Here is an 18,625-nt window from a genome sequence, read left to right as displayed (position 1 = left end):
ATTGCTGTTAACTTAACTTGCTGACTTGGTTAAACTCGAGTTCAACAGGTGTTTCACGGCCGAACATGTTAACGTGAACCTTCAGCTTGCGTTTTGTTGCATCGATCTCTTCAATCGTTCCAACAAAGTCAGCAAAAGGACCTTCTTTCACTTTTACAGATTCCTTAATTTCGAAATCCACTTCAACGCGCGGCGCTTCCATACCCATACCTTTAAGAATATGTTCTACTTCCTCAGGCAATAGCGCCGTTGGTTTTGAACCCGCACCAGCAGAACCGACAAATCCAGTTACTCCCGGTGTATTACGTACAACGTACCATGAATCATCAGTCATGATCATTTCTGTTAGTACATAACCAGGGAAAACTTTTTTCATGCTTGTTTTTGTCTTGCCGTTCTTTGTTTCGGTCTCTTCTTCTACAGGTACAAGTACACGGAAAATTTTATCTGTCATCCCCATAGATTCTAAACGTTTTTCCAAGTTTGCTTTTACCTTGTTTTCATAACCTGAATAGGTATGAACTACGTACCAATTTTTTTCCATACGATGGGACCCGTGTCCTTTCCCTCCTAAAATGGATAATACTCTAGCATTCTATCCAAAAGAAGATGTATCTAATCTACCCTAAAATAAGCTCTACGATTTGTGAAATCCCTAGATCCACAACCCAGAAGAACAAAGCCATAATTACAACAGTTGACAGTACAATCCCCGTGTAGCGAAACAGTTCTTTTCGCTTAGGCCAGCTTACGCGCTTCATTTCCTTATTAACATCAGAAAGAAACTTTGCTGGTGATTTCTTTGTCTTTTCTGCAACATCCGCCATCTTCATAAACCCCCATGCCTTTAATTCATTCAAACATTTATAAAAAAGCTTGCTCGCTTACTTCGTTTCCTGGTGAATGGTATGAGCGTTGCAGTAGCTGCAAAACTTCTTAACCTCGACTCGTTCAGGATTGTTTTGCTGGTTCTTCATCGTTGTATAATTCCGTTTTGAGCATTGTTTACAGGCTAAAAATACTTTTTTTCTCATGCTAAATAAACACCTTTCGTGCGACAAACCCACTCATCCACGTTACAATGTTACTTTTAAAACATTAACATAGGGGTATAAGCTTGTCAATAAAGGGAAAAAGCGGTTTATGTTAACTCTGTTGGTCTTGAAAGTAGTTGATTTCCGTTACAGATGCTTCGCTTTCCGCGGGGCAGACGGTGAGCCCCTTGCCGCTTTGCGCCTTAAGGGTCTCACCTGACCGCTTGTCCCGCAGGAGTCTCGCATCTTCCACTCCAATCAACTTGCAAGTGGAGCTTTTTAAAAAAGCATTTAGCCACGCTCTAATAGATAAGAACCCACGAAAAAAAGAGCAGGGACTGTCCCCCGCTCTTACGATGTAATTTCCCTTAGTTCTAAATACCGCTCTAATTTACGCTTCACTCTCTGCAGTGCGTTATCAATTGATTTCACATGTCTGTCGAGATCCACTGAGATTTCCTGATAGGATCTTCCGTCCAGGTACAGCATAAGAACCTTGCGTTCGAGGTCACTTAAGATCTCACCCATCTTCACCTCAATATCATCAAACTCTTCTTGATTGATAATGAGTTCTTCCGGGTCAGTGACTTTTGTACCGCAAATAACATCCATGAGTGTACGATCAGACTCTTCATCGTAGATGGGCTTGTCCAATGATACATATGAATTCAACGGAATATGCTTTTGTCTTGTTGCTGTTTTGATAGCAGTAATCATTTGCCTCGTAATACAGAGTTCGGCAAAAGCTTTAAAGGATGACAGCTTGTCCTCTTTAAAATCACGAATTGCTTTATAAAGCCCAATCATACCTTCTTGAATGATATCTTCACGGTCTGCACCGATTAAAAAGTATGATCTCGCCTTAGCACGAACAAAGTTTTTATATTTATTAATTAAATATTCTAACGCTGCGCTGTCTCCCTCATGAACCAGTTCCACAAGGCTTTCATCTTCCATTAGCTCGTAATCGCTTACTGACAGTTCCTTGAGATCTATGTTCACGACAATCCCCCCGACCAGGTTTTTACCGGCAAAATATAGCAATATTATACTTCATAGTTCACAAAAGCGTCAACATTCCTTATTTTCGCCCTCTTCTCCATCTTTCAAATATTTCGGCAATTTCATCCGAAAGATGTATAGAGGAAGAGCTTTGTCGTCGTTTTCTCTCGTCTACGGAGACATGTATTTCTTTTTGGATCTCGTCCATTTCGTTCTTTAACTCTCTGGCAGATTTCCTTAACGCACCTTTGCCAAATATCTGCCATTGTTCAGTGGAATCAGAAGTCGCAACATATATACGGGTTTCTATCGATTTTAATTCTCCTACCAGCCGTTCAATCCGCTCATCAGCTGTTTCATTTTCACGTGTGAAAATAACATCCACCCGGTAATTTTTTGTCTTTTTTTCAGTGCCGGGCGAGAGATGGGCATCAAATACAACGATTACTTGATACCCTGTTGAGCCCTGGTACTCTGCCATGTATTCAATCAGCAGATCTCGTGCTTTTGCAAAATCGGAAGTTTTTAAGCCCCGTAGTTCGGGCCACGCGCCAATGATGTTGTAACCGTCAACAATCAAATAATGGCGTGTTCTCATTTTTTCAATTCTAGTGGATTTCGGCCGCGGTAGACCTCGTACATTAAAAGACTGGCAGCAACTGAAGCGTTGAGTGATGTTACCTTGCCCATCATTGGCAGCCGGACTAAGAAATCACACGTTTCTGAAACGAGCCTTCCCATCCCTTTCCCTTCACTTCCGATTACAAGGCCTAAAGGCATGTCCCATTTCGCCTGACGGTAATCATCTTTGCCTTTCATATCTGCTCCGGCAAACCACATACCTCTTTCCTTCAGGTCTTTCATCGTCTGCACAAGGTTTGTTACACGTACAACAGGGATGTATTCAATCGCACCTGTTGATGCTTTTGCAACTGTTGCCGTTAACCCTACAGATCTTCTTTTAGGAATAATAATCCCATGTGCTCCAACAGCATCAGCGGTACGCATGATCGAACCTAAGTTATGCGGATCTTCTAGCTCGTCTAATAAAATAAAGAAAGGCTCTTCACCGCGTTCCTCAGCAAGTTTAAACAAATCATCGATGTCAGCATATGTGTAAGCCGCTACACCAGCGACAACGCCTTGGTGATTACCGCCCCCGCTAAGAGAATCGAGTTTTTGTTTAGGGACATATTGTACAAGTACATTCTGCTTTTTAGCCATCGAAACAATCGTGCTGACCGGTCCTTTTTGCGAACCCTCACCTACAAAAATTTTATTAATATCACGGCCGGAGCGCAGTATCTCCATTACCGGATTTCTGCCTATAATCAGTTCTTGCTCTTTTTCTTCACTCATCTTCAGCCTTCCCCCTCTCAATCTTGTTTGTCTGGTAAAACAGTTTTCATTATTGCTTTGAGCCGTTCATGCTCGTTCAGCAAATATAAATAGCCGATAATCGCCTCAAAGCTTGTTGCATGCCTGTATGTCTGTACATCAGTATTTTTCGGAACCGTTCCTTGATTAGCGTTGCGACCGCGTTTGATGACTGCAACTTCCTCTTCCGTAAAAAAGTTTTCTTCCAGCAATTGAACGACCATGCCTGCCTGGGCTTTAGCAGATACAAATTTTGTTGCCGAAACATGAAGCTTATTCGGTTTCACTTGTCCGTTGCGTATTAGATGCTCACGCACGAATTGCTCCATTACTGCATCACCCATATAAGCAAGTGTGGTTCCATTCAGTTGTTTGATGTCTGAATCAGATAGTTTCATCTACTTATCTCTTTTCCACCGTACACCTTGTGCGGTATCCTCAAGAATGATGTTCTGCTCTTTTAGCAGATCACGAATTTCATCGGCACGGGAGAAGTTCTTGTCTTTGCGCGCCTGATTTCGTTCTTCAATAAGAGCTTCGATTTGTTCATCTAAAAGCTCTTCTTCTTTTTGAAGCGTCAATCCTAATACCCCTGCAAGCTCATCGAATAAGTGGATAAAATCAGTAATGACAGCTTTTGAAGTGTTTCTTTCCTGCAAGTAAACATTCGCTTCTTTCGAAAAATCGAACAGGATGGAAATCGCATTAGCCGTATTAAAATCATCATCCATATCTGTGATAAACTTTGCTCTTGTGTCGTCGATCACTTTTGCCCATTTATCGCTGTCCTCAGCCAAGTCGGCTGTAACTGTCAAGCGGTGCTTCAAGTTTTCATAAGCAGTTCTGATTCGGTTTAAGCTCGTTTCCGCCACTTCTAGCAGTTCCTGGCTGAAGTTGATCGGGTTGCGGTAGTGAACAGCCAGCATAAAGAACCGGATAACTTGCGGATCCTGTTCTCTGACAAGGTCATGAACGAGCACGAAATTGCCGAGTGATTTGGACATTTTTTCATTGTCTATATTAATATACCCATTATGCATCCAATACTTAGCCATCGGAGCTTCATTCAATGCCTCAGATTGCGCAATCTCATTTTCGTGATGCGGGAATGCAAGGTCCTGTCCGCCTCCATGAATATCGATGGAATCACCAAGATATTTCTTAGCCATAGCTGAGCACTCAATATGCCAGCCCGGACGTCCTTTGCCCCAAGGACTTTCCCAATAGATCTCCCCTTCTTTAGCTGCTTTCCAAAGCGCGAAATCAAGCGGGTCTTCTTTTTTCTCTCCGACTTCAATTCTTGCGCCTGATTTAAGGTCATCGATGGATTGGTGGGAAAGCTTGCCGTAGCCTTCAAAAGAACGTGTTTTAAAATAAACATCCCCTGCTGCCTCGTATGCAAATCCTTTTTTAACCAGATTATCGATGAATTCAATAATTTCAGGCATCGTTTCTGTTACACGCGGATGTGCATCTGCTTTCTGAACGCCAAGCGCGCACGTATCTTCGTGATAAGCATTTATGAATTTTTCAGCGATCGTCGGGACATCGCTTCCCATTTCGTTAGCTGCTTTAATCAACTTGTCATCAACATCCGTAAAGTTGGAGATGAATTGAACATCATAGCCTCTGTATTCCAGATATCTTCTGACTGTATCAAAAACGATAGCAGGACGGGCATTGCCGATGTGAATGTAATTGTATACAGTTGGTCCGCATACATACATCTTCACTTTTCCTTCTTCTAAAGGTACGAACGGTTCTTTCTGGCGTGTCATCGTGTTAAAAATTTTAATGCTCATTTAGATTCACTCCCTCTTTTCATTCTTTCCAATTCTTCATATAACTTTTTCATTTCGAGCTGCATTTCTCTGAACTTATCAGCTACTGGGTCTGGCAGATCGCGGTGGTCTAGTTCACAACCCACCTTGATCCCGTCTTTAATGACGACTTTTCCTGGTATACCGACTACTGTTGCGTTAGGAGGTACATTTTGTAAAACAACTGAACCCGCTCCAACTTTTGAGTTTTTCCCGATCGTAATATTCCCTAAGACCTTTGCTCCTGTGGCAACAAGAACATGATCCTCAAGTGTCGGATGCCGTTTCCCTTTTTCTTTTCCGGTTCCGCCAAGTGTCACACCTTGATAGATTGTTACATCATTGCCGATGATACAGGTCTCACCGATAACGACTCCCATACCGTGATCGATAAAGAACCTTCTTCCGATTTGAGCTCCGGGATGGATTTCAATGCCGGTAAAAAATCGGCTGATCTGAGAGATCACACGGGCTAAAAACAGCAGATTCCGCTTAAATAATTTATGTGCCAGTCTGTGTGCCCATACAGCATGCAATCCTGAATAAGTTAAGATTACTTCCAATGAGCTTCTTGCGGCTGGATCTTTTTCAAATACAACACGAATGTCTTCTTTTATGGCTGAAAACATGCTTCTCAACCTCCTTGCAAAAAAAATAATAAAAGCTGTTGGACTTCGAATAGTTTTTGTAAAACTTCGTTGATAGTTGATTGGAGTGCAAGGTGCGAGACTCCTGCGGGACTGGCGGTCAGGTGAGACACTTAAAAGTGAAACGTACGAATGTGGCTCACCGCCTGCCCCGCGGAAAGCGAGCACCTGGAACGGAAATCAACCACTTCTCAGTAGCAACAAAGCTTATGATTATAATCCTTTAGAAAAAACTAAAAATAAAAAACGCCTCTGTGCCGAATGACACAGAGACGCTGAATTAGACGCGGTTCCACTCTGTTTAACAGGTAAATTAAACTTTATTACCTGTTCCCTTGATCTCCGTAACGGGGAGCTGCCGCCCATGCCTACTTCTGTTTCAGCAAGGGACTCCGAGGGGCACTTCAGCAGGCATTTCTCATAAACCACTTTCAGCCGGTGATGGTTCTCTCTACTATGAAAAGGCGCCAGCCTACTTTCCTCATCTGCGTTTTAGTCTTTAAAAATAAGTTTCTTTTACTATATTATAATCTTTGCAAAATGTGTACTTTTATTATTTATTAATTTTTGCGATCACAGCATTTAGGCGTTTAACGATAACGTCTTTCCCTAAAAGAGAAACAGCTGCCGGCAGATCTGGACCATGCGTCTGTCCTGTTGTCGCAACACGGATCGGCATGAATAAGTTCTTTCCTTTTTGTCCTGTTTCTTTTTGTACTGCCTTCATCATCGCTTTAATATCTTCTGCTTCAAACGATTCACTGTTTTCCACCTGGCTTAAGAATGTTTCCATAACAGATGGAACACCCTCACCTTGAAGAACTTCTATCGCTTCCCCATCGTACTCAATCTCTTCTTTGAAGAAAAGTTCAGTAAGATCTACGATTTCAGCACCATAGCTCATTTTTTCCTGATGAAGAGCTACAAGGCGAGTTACCCATTCTTGCTCCTCGGCACTTGGGTTTTCAGAGATTCTTCCTGCTTTTACGAGATGAGGCATGCAAATGTCAACGATTCGTTCAACGTCTTGCTTTTTCATATACTGGTTGTTCAGCCATTCTAGCTTTTGCGTATCGAAAACAGCAGGTGCTTTTGATAAGCGGTTTGGATCAAAAATCTCAATAAACTCCTCACGGCTAAATATTTCTTCTTCTCCGCCTGGTGACCATCCTAATAATGCAATAAAGTTAAACAGCGCTTCAGGAAGGTAACCTAGATCCTTATACTGCTCAATGAATTGAACGATAGACTCGTCACGCTTACTTAACTTCTTACGGTTTTCGTTTACGATTAATGTCGTGTGTCCAAACTTAGGATGTTCAAAGCCTAAAGCATCGTAGATTAAAAGCTGCTTTGGTGTATTTGAAATATGGTCATCTCCTCTTAATACATGAGAGATCGCCATTTCGTGATCATCGATTACTACCGCGTAGTTATAAGTTGGTATGCCGTCCTTTTTTACGATAACAAAATCGCCAAAGCCGCTAGATTCAAAGGAAACTTCTCCTTTTACCATATCATCAAACGTAATGGAACGGTCTTGAGGCACTAAGAAGCGAATACTAGGCTTGCGTCCCTCTGCTTCTAATGCAGCACGCTCTTCATCTGAAAGATTGCGACAGCGCCCGTCATAAACTGGTGTATCACCTTTTGCCATCTGTTCTTCACGGGAAGCTTCCAGTTCTTCTTCCGTACAATAGCACTTATAGGCAAGTCCTTTTGAAAGAAGCTCGTCCGTATATTTTTGATAAAGATCTAAGCGCTCCATCTGACGATAAGGGCCATAATCCCCGCCGATATCAACACTTTCGTCCCAATCCATGCCAAGCCATTTCAAATGGTTCAGCTGACTTTCTTCACCGCCCTGAATATTTCGCTTTTGGTCAGTGTCTTCAATTCTGATAATAAATTTCCCGCCAGTGTGACGTGCATATAAATAATTAAAAAGTGCTGCACGTGCATTACCTATATGTAAATGTCCTGTGGGACTTGGTGCATAGCGTACCCGAACTTCATTTGCCATCCTGTTTCACCTCTATAAATATTTTTTACTTAAACGATGATGCTTTTTGAAAGTGGTTGATTTCCGTTCCAGGCTGCTCGCTTTCCGCGGGGCAGGAGTCTCGCATCTTCCACTCCAACCAACTTTAGCAGAGAAGATAATGAACGTAATGCCTCCAAGGCACCAATCTTTTTAAGGAAGAACCTTCTCTATCAACACAACCGCTTGAGCTGCGATACCCTCTTCGCGTCCAGGAAATCCTAGCTTTTCAGTGGTCGTTGCTTTCACGTTGATTCTCTCTACTTCAATACCAAAAATACCGGCGATCACTCCGCGCATCACTTCAATGTAGGGAAGCATCTTAGGTTTTTGAGCGATAATCGTGCAATCTATATTTCCTAAACGGTACCCTTTTTTCTCTACAAGCTTCCAAGATTCTAATAATAAACGCTTTGAATCTGCACCCTTATAGGCAGGATCCGTGTCAGGGAAGTGCTTGCCAATATCCCCTTCACCTGCAGCACCAAGCAATGCGTCTGTTATCGCATGCAAAAGAACATCTGCATCAGAATGTCCTAAAAGTCCTTTTTCATAAGGTATCGTAACTCCGCCAATAATTAATGGCCGTTCTTCACAAAATGCATGAACATCAAAACCCTGACCGATGCGCATCATGCTTTTTCCCCCTGTCTATCCAATAAAATGGCTTGTCCAAACAACAAGTCATCAGACGTAGTTAATTTTATATTATGATAGTCTCCCATTACAATAGCAACTGTATGTCCAATTCGTTCCACCAGACTTGCATCGTCCGTTCCAAGATAATAATCGGCGGCAGCTTTTTCATGCGCCTCTTTTACAATAGAAAGACGAAAAGCTTGCGGGGTTTGAACAGCCCACAAGCTGGAACGGTCGATCGTTTCTACCACCTGATTTTGCATAGCCCGCTTCACCGTATCCTTTACAGGTACAGCTAAAACAGCAGAACCTGTTTCAGCCGCATTTTCAACGAGCTGGCTAATATGGTGATGCGTAATAAAAGGTCGTGCAGCATCATGTATAAGGACAAGCTCTGCATCTTCCGGAACTTTTTTTAGACCCTCATATACACTTTGCTGCCGTTCACTTCCGCCTGGAACGATTTGGTGCACTTTTGTATATTGGAATGTTTGTACAAAATCTTGCATCTGTTTTAATTCCCGCTCGCTGCCGACAAGAACGATACCCGAACAAACCGGGTCTTTCTCAAAAACATCCAGTGTGTGCTTTAGAACCGGCTCTCCTAAGAGCTCGATCCATTGCTTTGAAATACCAGCGTTCATTCTTTTGCCTTGTCCGGCCGCAGGAATTACTGTCCAATAATTCACGTGCTTTCCCCACCGTTCATTACAATGCTTTTTCTAGCAGCTTTTTTTTAGCAAAAATCATTCGTCCCGCTGACGTTTGAAGTACAGAGGTAACAACTACATCGATCGTTTTTCCGATATAGTCTCGTCCATCCTCAACAACAATCATCGTTCCGTCATCAAGATAACCGACACCTTGATTTTGTTCTTTTCCATCTTTGATCACTTGAACAACCAGTTCTTCACCCGGAAGAACGACAGGTTTTACCGCGTTAGCAAGATCATTAATATTAAGAACAGCAACATTCTGCAGCTCACATACTTTATTAAGATTAAAATCATTCGTAACGACTACGCCTGTTAAAAGCTGTGCAAGCTTTACTAGTTTGCTGTCTACTTCGGTAACTTCTTCAAAGTCACCTTCATATATCTCCACTTTCATAGACAATTCTTTTTGGATACGGTTTAAGATATCCAATCCGCGGCGGCCTCTGTTACGTTTCAAAACATCTGACGAATCTGCAATATACTGCAATTCCTCTAAAACGAATCTAGGAATGATCAGCGGACCTTCCAGAAAACCAGTTTGACAGATATCTGCAACACGGCCATCAATAATTACACTTGTATCGAGAATCTTATATTTCCCTCTAGTCTTTTCAGGTTCTGCTTCCTTCTTCTTCTCTTTGCCCTGACGGTTCAGCGAGAAGAGCTGAATCAATTCATCTCTCTTTTTGAATCCTACCTGGAAACCAAGGTATCCAAGTAAAAATGTGATAGCAATCGGCATAATTGAACTTACAACAACGATGTCCATGCTGCTGAGCGGCGACTGGATTAAGAATGCAACAATAAGCCCAATGATAAGTCCCATCGTACCCGATAAAAGATCAGTTGCAGGGGCTTTTACAACCGTTTCCTCTGCCCAGCGAATCAATCCTACTACGTAATCTGACAGCCAAAATGTAGATAAAAATAGTATAAGTGCACCAATTACTGCCCCGACATATGGGGATGTTACTTGAGTCGGCAGATCACCGAAGTTAAGAACACGAATTAAATCTGGAATATACAGATAGCCCAGCATGCCCCCTATCACTATAAAAAACAACTGAACAATTCTTTTTAGCATGCCTGATTCACCTCCCCTAATCATTATTTACAAAATAATAGTTTTGAAACGTAGAAAATCGTATTTTTAAAAACTAAATATGACGATCTACGAAAAGCTGTTCCTGAATTCGTTTTAATCCTTCTTTTACTTTTCTTGCTCGAATTTCACCAATTCCTTCAACCTCGTCCAACTCATCAATTGAAGCACGTAATATTTGCGGGAGATTTTCGAATGCATCTGTTAAGTTTTCGATAATAACAGATGGCAGTCTTGGTATCTTCGCAAGAATACGGTATCCGCGTGGATGAATCGTTTCATCCTGCATATTCATACCGGCTGAGAAGCCTAAAAGTTTCATAATAACGGACTCATCAAATAATTCTTCGCTTGAAAGCTTATTGAGCTGGCGAAGGATCGCATAAGGATCGCTTTCATCATCCTTCATATAATCTTTAATTAAAAGCAAAGCTTCTTCTTCGATGTTTGAGACGAGCTCTTCCATCTGAATTCTGATCAGCCTGCCTTCAACTCCAAGTTCATTAACATATTTAATTATCTCATTTTTTATGCGTAAAACCATTTCAATTCTGTGAATAACTTGTGTAACTTCCTGGAAAGTCACAAGTTCTTCAAATTCAAGTGCACCCAGATTGGTCACACTCTGATCAAACACAACTTTATATTTTTCAAGCGTCTGTATCGCCTGGTTCGCTTTCGTTAATATTACACCGATTTCTTTTAAGGAATAACGAATCATTCCTTGATAAAGCGTAATAACGTTACGGCGCTGTGAAATAGAGATTACAAGGTTGCCTGTCTGACGCGCAACACGCTCTGCCGTTCTATGCCTGATTCCCGTTTCCGTTGACGGAATAACAGTATCGGGTATAAGCTGCGTGTTCGCAAACAATATCTTTGCTGCATCTTCGTTTAAAATGATGGCTCCGTCCATCTTTGCAAGCTCATATAGAGATGCAGGTGAATACTTGCAGTTTATCGAGAAACCGCCATCAACAATCTCTTTAATTTTATCATTATAGCCAACAACAATCAGTCCGCCTGTATTTGCGCGCAATACGTTATCAATGCCTTCCCGAAGCGGTGTTCCGGGGGCAACAAGCTGCAGCATCTGACTAATGATCGCTTCTTTAATCGCATGATCCATAATATGCTTTACCCTCCTAACGCTGCTTGTAATGCCTCATAAACAGTAGATACACCAACGACTTTTATTCCCTTTGGAACCGTCCAGCCGCCGATATTTTTATCAGGTATAATAGCACGCGTAAATCCTAGCTTTGCTGCTTCATGTACTCGTTGTTCAATGCGGGAAACCCTTCGTACTTCCCCCGTCAATCCGATTTCTCCGATCATTACATCCGTTGGTTTTGTCGGTGCATCTCTGAAGCTTGATGCGATGCTGATCGCAACAGCAAGATCAATCGCAGGTTCATCAAGTCTTACTCCGCCTGCCACATTTAAATAAGCATCTTGATTTTGAAGCAGCAATCCGACTCTTTTCTCTAAAACAGCCATCAATAGCGATACACGATTATGATCGATTCCGGTGGCCATCCTTCTAGGGTTTCCAAAACTGGTCGGTGAAATAAGTGCCTGAAGCTCAACAAGCATCGGCCGCGTTCCTTCAAGTGAAGCTACCACTGTAGAGCCAGCAGCTCCTTTTGAACGTTCTTCTAAGAAAATTTCAGAAGGATTCAGTACTTCTTCTAATCCTTCTTCCTTCATCTCAAAAACACCAATCTCGTTCGTTGATCCAAAACGGTTCTTAACTGCTCTTAAAATACGAAAAGTATGATGTCTTTCACCTTCAAAATATAATACTGCATCTACCATGTGCTCCAAAAGGCGAGGTCCCGCAATTGCACCTTCTTTTGTAACATGTCCAACGATAAATATTGCAATTCCTTTTGTTTTCGCCATTCTCATTAAATGCGATGTACATTCTCTTACTTGCGAAACACTTCCTGGTGCTGAAGTTACTTCAGACCGATAAACGGTTTGAATGGAATCAATGATCATTACCGATGGCATAACGTCAGCCATTGCCTGCTCTATCAGTTCCAAATCCGTTTCTGCTAATACAAACAAATCCTTTGCCGCGATTTCGAGTCTGTCCGCTCTTAACTTTGTTTGTTTAACAGATTCTTCACCAGATATGTAGAGAACACGTTCTCCTTTTTGAGCAAGTTGTGCTGATGTCTGAAGGAGAAGCGTTGATTTTCCGATTCCCGGATCACCGCCAACTAAAACTAAAGAGCCTGGAACAATTCCTCCGCCCAAAACACGGTTAAACTCTTGATAATTTGTAGGAATACGAGGTTCCTGCTCACTTTTCACTTCCACGATCGACTGTGGTTTTTGCTTTAGATTTGAGTCTCCGGAACTAAGTCCTCTTACGTTCTTTTCAGGACGTATCGTTTCTTCCACCATCGTATTCCACGCCTGGCATCCTGGACATTTCCCCATCCATTTTGGAGACTCATAACCGCAATCCTGGCACATAAAGATTGATTTTATTTTGGCCATCAAAAAAACTCCTCTTCCAAACTTCACACCTTAAAACATGATATTTATTCAATTCGAAGCTTTTATATATTAAACAGTTAAATGCTATAAATAAAAAAATTTATTCAATAATATCATAACATAAAACCTCACAACTCTTTCCATTTACGCTTTGCAAAAAAGGGCGAAACTTAAGAATTATTTCGACAAAAACCCGGAGGACATGACTGCCTTCCGGGTTTTTTTGCAGGATATTCTCATTTATTCTGTTTCACCGGCCAATACCGGTCTGTTCATTCATTTAGTTACACCGTTTCAACAACAAAGTCGTTCTCTTCTACGTCAATTTTAACCGTTTGCCCTTTGTTGATATTTCCTTTTAGCAGTTCTTCAGACAATCGATCCTCGATCTTGCGCTGAAGTGCTCTTCTGAGCGGACGAGCTCCATAATCAGGGTCATAGCCTTCTTCTGTAATCTTCTCTAGTGCAGCCTGTGAAAGTTCGATCTCAATGCCTTGATCACTCAGACGCTTCTTCAAGGAATCTGCCATGAGACTTACAATTCTTAATAGGTGCTCTTTCTCTAGAGAATGGAAGACGATGATTTCATCGATACGGTTTAAGAACTCTGGACGGAACGCGCGCTTTAATTCATCCATTACTTTAGACTTCATATCGTTGTATTTCTGTCCTTCATTATGAACAGCGAACCCTAGTGAACGGTTGCGTTTCAACGTGCTCGCACCAACGTTTGATGTCATGATCACAACTGTATTGCGGAAGTCGACTGTACGTCCTTTAGAATCTGTCAGACGCCCATCTTCAAGCACTTGAAGCAGAATGTTGAATACTTCTGGATGTGCTTTTTCAATCTCGTCAAGCAAGATAACAGAATAAGGTTTTCTTCTGACTTTCTCTGTTAACTGTCCGCCCTCTTCATGTCCCACATAGCCAGGAGGTGATCCAACAAGTCTTGACGTTGTATGCTTCTCCATGTACTCAGACATATCGATGCGGATAATTGCATCTTCATCTCCAAAAAGTGTTTCAGCAACAGCTCTAGCAAGCTCTGTTTTACCAACACCAGTCGGTCCTAAGAATATGAACGAACCAATCGGACGCTTAGGATCTTTCAATCCTGCACGAGCTCTTCGAATTGCTTTTGAAATAGCCGTTACTGCCTCAGACTGGCCGATTACACGGTCGTGAAGAATCTCTTCCATCTTCAAGAGGCGTTCTGTTTCTTCTTCTGCAAGCTTAGAAACCGGCACTCCCGTCCATGAAGATACAACTTGTGCGATATCTTCAGGGGTAACTTCTGTATTTTCTTTTCCTTGTTTTTCTTTCCAAACGTCCTTCGTCTTTTCAAGCTCTTCACGAAGACGCTGTTCTGAATCACGCAGTGACGCTGCTTTTTCAAACTCCTGGCTTTGAACAGCTGCGTCCTTTTCTTTGCGGACTTCTTCAAGCTTTTGCTCAAGTTCTTTTAAATTTGGCGGAGCTGTATAAGAACGAAGACGTACTTTTGATGCTGCTTCATCAATTAAGTCGATCGCTTTATCCGGCAAGAAACGGTCTGAGATATAGCGGTCAGATAATGAAACAGATGCTTCGATCGCCTCATCCGTGATGGTTACACGGTGGTGAGCCTCATAACGGTCACGAAGACCTTGAAGAATCTGAATGCTTTCATCCTTCGTTGGCTCATTAACCGTGATCGGCTGGAAGCGGCGCTCTAACGCTGCATCTTTTTCAATATACTTTCTATATTCATCAAGTGTTGTAGCACCAATACATTGTAGTTCACCACGAGCAAGAGCAGGTTTTAAAATGTTAGATGCATCGATCGCACCTTCTGCTCCACCTGCACCAATTAACGTGTGAAGTTCGTCAATGAACAAAATGATATTGCCAGCCTGGCGAATTTCATCCATTACCTTTTTTAGACGGTCCTCGAATTCACCTCTATATTTTGTACCTGCAACAACAGTACCCATATCAAGCGTCATAACTCGCTTATCGCGAAGTGTTTCGGGCACCTCGTTATTAATGATCTGCTGTGCTAATCCTTCAGCAATCGCCGTTTTACCTACACCAGGCTCCCCAATAAGCACAGGATTGTTTTTCGTACGGCGGCTTAACACTTCGATAACACGCTGTATTTCCTTAGCACGCCCAATAACAGGGTCAAGTGAACCATCACGGGCAATAGCTGTCAGATCGCGGGCTAAGCTGTCTAGGGTCGGTGTATTTGCGCTGGCAGATGAACCTCTATGGCTGGAAGAAGATTCGTTGCTTCCCAGCAATTGAAGCACTTGCTGACGCGCTTTATTCAGGCTTACACCAAGGTTGTTCAATACTCTTGCTGCTACGCCTTCACCTTCACGGATCAATCCTAATAAAATATGTTCTGTTCCAACATACGAATGTCCTAATTTACGAGCTTCGTCCATTGAAAGCTCAATCACCTTTTTAGCACGCGGTGTATAATGAATCGTTTGAACAGCTTCCTGTCCACGGCCGATTAACGTTTCCACTTCTTTCTGAATCTTTTCAGGTCCAAGGCCAAGTACTTGGAGAGCTTTCGCCGCAATACCCTCGCCTTCCCTGATCAATCCTAACAAAATATGCTCAGTTCCCACATTGTTATGACCTAATCGAATTGCTTCTTCTTGTGCTAACGCTAATACTTTTTGAGCTCGCTCTGTAAAACGGCCAAACATCATACCCTTCACGCTCCTTATCGGTTTTCCAATTTTATTCTTTCTCTGATTAAAGTGGCTCTTCTAATGTCACGTTCGTCTGGAGTTAGAACTTCACCTGCATATTGTTGAAGAAAACCTGGTTGTGTAAGTATCATAAGTTCATTTAAGATTGTTTTCGAAATACCAGGCAGAATTTCTAAGTCGATGCCAAGCCTTACATCTGATAAGCATTTGGCAGCTTCTTTCGATTGGATAATCCTGCTGTTTTCCAACGTTCCCAATGAACGGTATAACTTATCTTCAAGCTGTAGTTTCAAACCATCCTTCAGCTGTTTTCTTGCAGCACGTTCTTGCTGAATAACCTGCATAACGACACCAGCTAAATCTTCCATTATATCCTCTTCTGACTTGCCTAGTGTCATCTGATTTGAAATTTGAAAAATATTCCCTTGTGCTTCTGTTCCTTCCCCATATATTCCTCTTACGGCTAATCCAAGCTGATTAATCGCCGGAATAATGCGGCTCATCTTTTTTGTCAGAACCAAAGCGGGGAGATGCATCATGACTGAGGCTCTGAGTCCTGTTCCAACGTTAGTCGGGCAGCTCGTTAAATATCCTCGCTTTTCATCAAAAGCATAATCTGCATTTCTTTCAATAAAATCATCGATTACATTTGCTTTATGAAGCACTTCTTCGAGTTGAAAACCTGGTGCCAAGCATTGAATGCGGATATGATCTTCCTCATTTAGCATGATGCTGACTGACTCATCCTCATTCATAAGCACTGCCCCGTATTTTGCCTGTTCAGCAAGATTTGGACTTATAAGGTGTTTCTCAACAAGTACCCTTTTTTCAATCGGTTTTAACTCTTCCATTACCAGCATTTCCAAATTTTCTGCATCTGGTACATCCTTTTCTTCATTTATGAAAGAAGAAATAGATGAAATCACCTCATGAGCAGATTCTTTGTCTGCTGCGATAGGAAAAACAAACTGCTGAAGATTTCTTGCAAGTCGGACACGGCTTGAGAGAACAATATCCGATTCCGGTCCTTCCCTTTTCATCCAGGGACTGATCGCATCACTGATAAATCGCTCTAGAGACATAAGTTTACGTATCCCTCCCCTGCTGCAAGCGGTGCTCAATCTCTCTTATTTCATCTCTTGTTTCAGCAGCTTTTTCGAATTCCTCATTTAATATATACTGCTGCATGGCTTGCTTTAATTGCTGAAGCTGCTTTTTTTCTTGAATACTGCTTCCTGCCCGTAATGGGATTTTACCCGCATGCAATGTATTGCCGCCATGAACCCTTTTGAAGATAGGATTTAATTTAGATTCAAAAGCTTTATAGCAATTATCACATCCAAAGCGGCCAATTTTAGCAAACTGATAATAACTCATTCCGCATTTTTCACAGGCTAACGATGGCGGAATAAAGTTTGATGATGGTGTGTTCGGAACATGTCCATCACCATGCAGAAGACCAGAAAGCAATTGGTGAATGGAAAAGGAATTCGACCCCGGCAGGAATTCTCCTTTTTCTTTAGCACAATGTTCACAAATGTGAAATTCTGTTTTCTCGCCATTTATGATCTTAGTAAAATGCAATGACGCTTCACGTTCATGGCATTCTTCACAATTCATTCTGCTCCCTCCCTTTATATAGAATGAAAAAAAGGGCTATGTGGTTCTATATTTTAAAGTTTTTATCATAGCTTTTAATAGTTCTGCTCGCAATTCATCTCTATCCGGAAGATTCAGCTTTAAGATGGAACGGTCCATAACACTTAACATAAGCCTTGCTTCCCGTTCACGTACAATGTTTTCTTCCAATAGTCGCTTAATTACATTTTCTGCGTTACCTTGTGATATCCTTTCACCAATCAAGGTAGTTAAGTGATCAATAAGATGTGCGGAGCTTTCGGTTCGAACTTTCATGATCCGAATATAACCGCCTCCACCTCTTTTACTTTCCACTACAAATCCTTTTTCAACCGTAAATCTCGTGTTGATTACATAATTTATTTGAGAAGGTACGCATTGAAACCTTTCAGCAATATCCGTCCGTTTGATCTCGATCGCCAAATCGTTTGTGCTTGAGAGAATTTGCTTTAAATAATTTTCAATCACATCTGAAATATTCCTCATTTCCCCTCCCCCTTCTGACTTTGACTAACTTTGACTATACCCTTATTATAGCCAGGTTTTTTCCGAAAATGCAAATCTCTATGCATCCATTATTGCCTCAGGAGTCGTGCTTTAACCTGTATGATTCTGTCGAAACGATGGTGGTTTTGGAGGAGCGGTGATAGGATTGCTGGTTGTGAGCTTTTGGATGGTTATCAATCTGGGTCGGGATTGGGATGGTTTATGTCAAATGAGAGTGGGAACTTTTGATTGGGACAGCAATTGATAATATTGCTGGGGTTTTTGTGTTGAAGTATTAGGGGGAGAGTGGTTTTCAAGCTGTAATTTTATTTTCTAAGCTATAATTTGGATTTCTAGACTGTAGTTTGGATTTATAAGCTGTAATTCTTGCTGTTTATGCTATGAATTTTCATTTATTGACTATTCGACAAAATACTTTTACGGTACGTGTTCTTTTATTTGTTACACGTTCGCTCAAGTTTACCCTCTCTTCGCTCAAAACCTTCAAGTTACGCTCAGAATCGTCGTTTTACGCTCAAGATTCCTTACCTACGCTCAGAATGATACCTGTTCGCTCAAACTTGCATATCCATGTCACGCCATGCTCTTCATTTATAACAAAAATAGGTCTATATGCAGTAATTCTTAGAACAACCAGCTTGAAATCTACAGACAGCAGCTAATCTTTATTGTTTTAATCTTGAAAAAGGCACTTTTCTTTCTTTTTAACACAAAAAAAGAAGATGGATCTTCATCCATCTTCCTCATTGCCTAGCGACGTCCTACTCTAACAGGGGGAAACCCCCAACTACCATCGGCGCTGAAGAGCTTAACTTCCGTGTTCGGTATGGGAACGGGTGTGACCTCTTCGCCATCATCACTAGACCTTATTAAATTAGAGAGG

Annotated in this window: 19 protein-coding genes, 1 rRNA gene and 1 other annotated feature; all 20 genes read right to left on the bottom strand. The window is 41.7% G+C overall.

Going from position 1 to position 18,625, the window contains the following annotated elements:
- Nucleotides 1-7: 7 nt before the first annotated feature.
- The gene (gene nusG, locus UN64_RS18170) at nucleotides 8-544 is read right to left on the bottom strand and encodes a transcription termination/antitermination protein NusG (protein WP_066285499.1); all 537 of its coding nucleotides are present in this window, start codon (nucleotides 542-544) and stop codon (nucleotides 8-10) included.
- Nucleotides 545-620: 76 nt separating this feature from the next.
- Nucleotides 621-827 (bottom strand): preprotein translocase subunit SecE, encoded by a 207-nt coding sequence (gene secE / locus UN64_RS18165; RefSeq protein WP_066285497.1) that lies wholly within the window; start codon nucleotides 825-827, stop codon nucleotides 621-623.
- 57 nt (nucleotides 828-884) lie between these two features.
- A complete protein-coding gene (gene rpmG / locus UN64_RS18160; protein ID WP_077365486.1) occupies nucleotides 885-1,034 on the bottom strand; it encodes a 50S ribosomal protein L33 in 150 nt (49 codons plus the stop codon).
- Nucleotides 1,035-1,385: 351 nt separating this feature from the next.
- The gene (sigH, locus tag UN64_RS18155) at nucleotides 1,386-2,036 is read right to left on the bottom strand and encodes an RNA polymerase sporulation sigma factor SigH (RefSeq protein WP_066285495.1); all 651 of its coding nucleotides are present in this window, start codon (nucleotides 2,034-2,036) and stop codon (nucleotides 1,386-1,388) included.
- A gap of 79 nt (nucleotides 2,037-2,115) precedes the next feature.
- Nucleotides 2,116-2,634 (bottom strand): NYN domain-containing protein, encoded by a 519-nt coding sequence (locus UN64_RS18150; RefSeq protein ID WP_077365484.1) that lies wholly within the window; start codon nucleotides 2,632-2,634, stop codon nucleotides 2,116-2,118.
- Nucleotides 2,631-3,395, bottom strand: coding sequence for a 23S rRNA (guanosine(2251)-2'-O)-methyltransferase RlmB (gene rlmB / locus UN64_RS18145; RefSeq protein ID WP_077365482.1), 765 nt, complete (start codon nucleotides 3,393-3,395; stop codon nucleotides 2,631-2,633). Before rlmB ends, UN64_RS18150 begins: the two co-directional genes overlap by 4 nt.
- Before the next feature lie 17 nt (nucleotides 3,396-3,412).
- Nucleotides 3,413-3,811 (bottom strand): Mini-ribonuclease 3, encoded by a 399-nt coding sequence (locus UN64_RS18140; RefSeq protein ID WP_077365479.1) that lies wholly within the window; start codon nucleotides 3,809-3,811, stop codon nucleotides 3,413-3,415.
- Nucleotides 3,812-5,215: a cysteine--tRNA ligase gene (gene cysS, locus UN64_RS18135; RefSeq protein WP_077365477.1), complete on the bottom strand. Its 1,404-nt coding sequence runs from the start codon at nucleotides 5,213-5,215 to the stop codon at nucleotides 3,812-3,814.
- A complete protein-coding gene (gene cysE, locus UN64_RS18130) occupies nucleotides 5,212-5,862 on the bottom strand; it encodes a serine O-acetyltransferase (protein ID WP_077365475.1) in 651 nt (216 codons plus the stop codon). Before cysE ends, cysS begins: the two co-directional genes overlap by 4 nt.
- A gap of 283 nt (nucleotides 5,863-6,145) precedes the next feature.
- Nucleotides 6,146-6,377: a binding site (T-box leader), on the bottom strand.
- A 56-nt stretch (nucleotides 6,378-6,433) separates the two neighbouring features.
- Nucleotides 6,434-7,903 carry a glutamate--tRNA ligase gene (gltX, locus tag UN64_RS18125; protein ID WP_077365473.1) on the bottom strand — a complete coding sequence of 490 codons (1,470 nt, stop codon included), beginning with the start codon at nucleotides 7,901-7,903 and terminating at the stop codon, nucleotides 6,434-6,436.
- Nucleotides 7,904-8,074: 171 nt separating this feature from the next.
- Entirely contained in the window at nucleotides 8,075-8,557 is a 483-nt protein-coding gene (gene ispF / locus UN64_RS18120; RefSeq protein WP_077365471.1) for a 2-C-methyl-D-erythritol 2,4-cyclodiphosphate synthase, read from the bottom strand.
- On the bottom strand, nucleotides 8,554-9,249 hold the full coding sequence (gene ispD, locus UN64_RS18115) for a 2-C-methyl-D-erythritol 4-phosphate cytidylyltransferase (protein WP_077365469.1): 696 nt from the start codon (nucleotides 9,247-9,249) through the stop codon (nucleotides 8,554-8,556). Before ispD ends, ispF begins: the two co-directional genes overlap by 4 nt.
- Nucleotides 9,250-9,268: 19 nt before the next feature.
- Nucleotides 9,269-10,360: a PIN/TRAM domain-containing protein gene (locus tag UN64_RS18110; protein ID WP_077365467.1), complete on the bottom strand. Its 1,092-nt coding sequence runs from the start codon at nucleotides 10,358-10,360 to the stop codon at nucleotides 9,269-9,271.
- 73 nt (nucleotides 10,361-10,433) lie between these two features.
- Nucleotides 10,434-11,507: a DNA integrity scanning diadenylate cyclase DisA gene (gene disA / locus UN64_RS18105; protein ID WP_077365465.1), complete on the bottom strand. Its 1,074-nt coding sequence runs from the start codon at nucleotides 11,505-11,507 to the stop codon at nucleotides 10,434-10,436.
- An 8-nt stretch (nucleotides 11,508-11,515) separates the two neighbouring features.
- On the bottom strand, nucleotides 11,516-12,889 hold the full coding sequence (radA, locus tag UN64_RS18100) for a DNA repair protein RadA (RefSeq protein ID WP_077365463.1): 1,374 nt from the start codon (nucleotides 12,887-12,889) through the stop codon (nucleotides 11,516-11,518).
- Between the two features lie 284 nt (nucleotides 12,890-13,173).
- Nucleotides 13,174-15,594 (bottom strand): ATP-dependent protease ATP-binding subunit ClpC, encoded by a 2,421-nt coding sequence (gene clpC / locus UN64_RS18095; RefSeq protein ID WP_077365461.1) that lies wholly within the window; start codon nucleotides 15,592-15,594, stop codon nucleotides 13,174-13,176.
- A 14-nt stretch (nucleotides 15,595-15,608) separates the two neighbouring features.
- Complete coding sequence (mcsB, locus tag UN64_RS18090; RefSeq protein WP_077365459.1) at nucleotides 15,609-16,679, bottom strand: protein-arginine kinase McsB; 1,071 nt, start codon at nucleotides 16,677-16,679, stop codon at nucleotides 15,609-15,611.
- Nucleotides 16,680-16,683: 4 nt separating this feature from the next.
- Nucleotides 16,684-17,217 (bottom strand): protein-arginine kinase activator protein McsA, encoded by a 534-nt coding sequence (gene mcsA, locus UN64_RS18085; protein WP_066285466.1) that lies wholly within the window; start codon nucleotides 17,215-17,217, stop codon nucleotides 16,684-16,686.
- 36 nt (nucleotides 17,218-17,253) lie between these two features.
- Nucleotides 17,254-17,721, bottom strand: coding sequence for a CtsR family transcriptional regulator (locus UN64_RS18080; protein ID WP_066285464.1), 468 nt, complete (start codon nucleotides 17,719-17,721; stop codon nucleotides 17,254-17,256).
- Nucleotides 17,722-18,490: 769 nt separating this feature from the next.
- Nucleotides 18,491-18,606, bottom strand: a 5S ribosomal RNA gene (gene rrf / locus UN64_RS18075).
- Nucleotides 18,607-18,625 lie beyond the last annotated feature (19 nt).

This window comes from Fictibacillus arsenicus (genome assembly GCF_001999465.1).
In the GTDB taxonomy this organism is placed as follows: Bacteria; Bacillota; Bacilli; order Bacillales; family Fictibacillaceae; genus Fictibacillus; species Fictibacillus arsenicus.
This window is presented reverse-complemented; position numbering and strand designations above follow the sequence as displayed.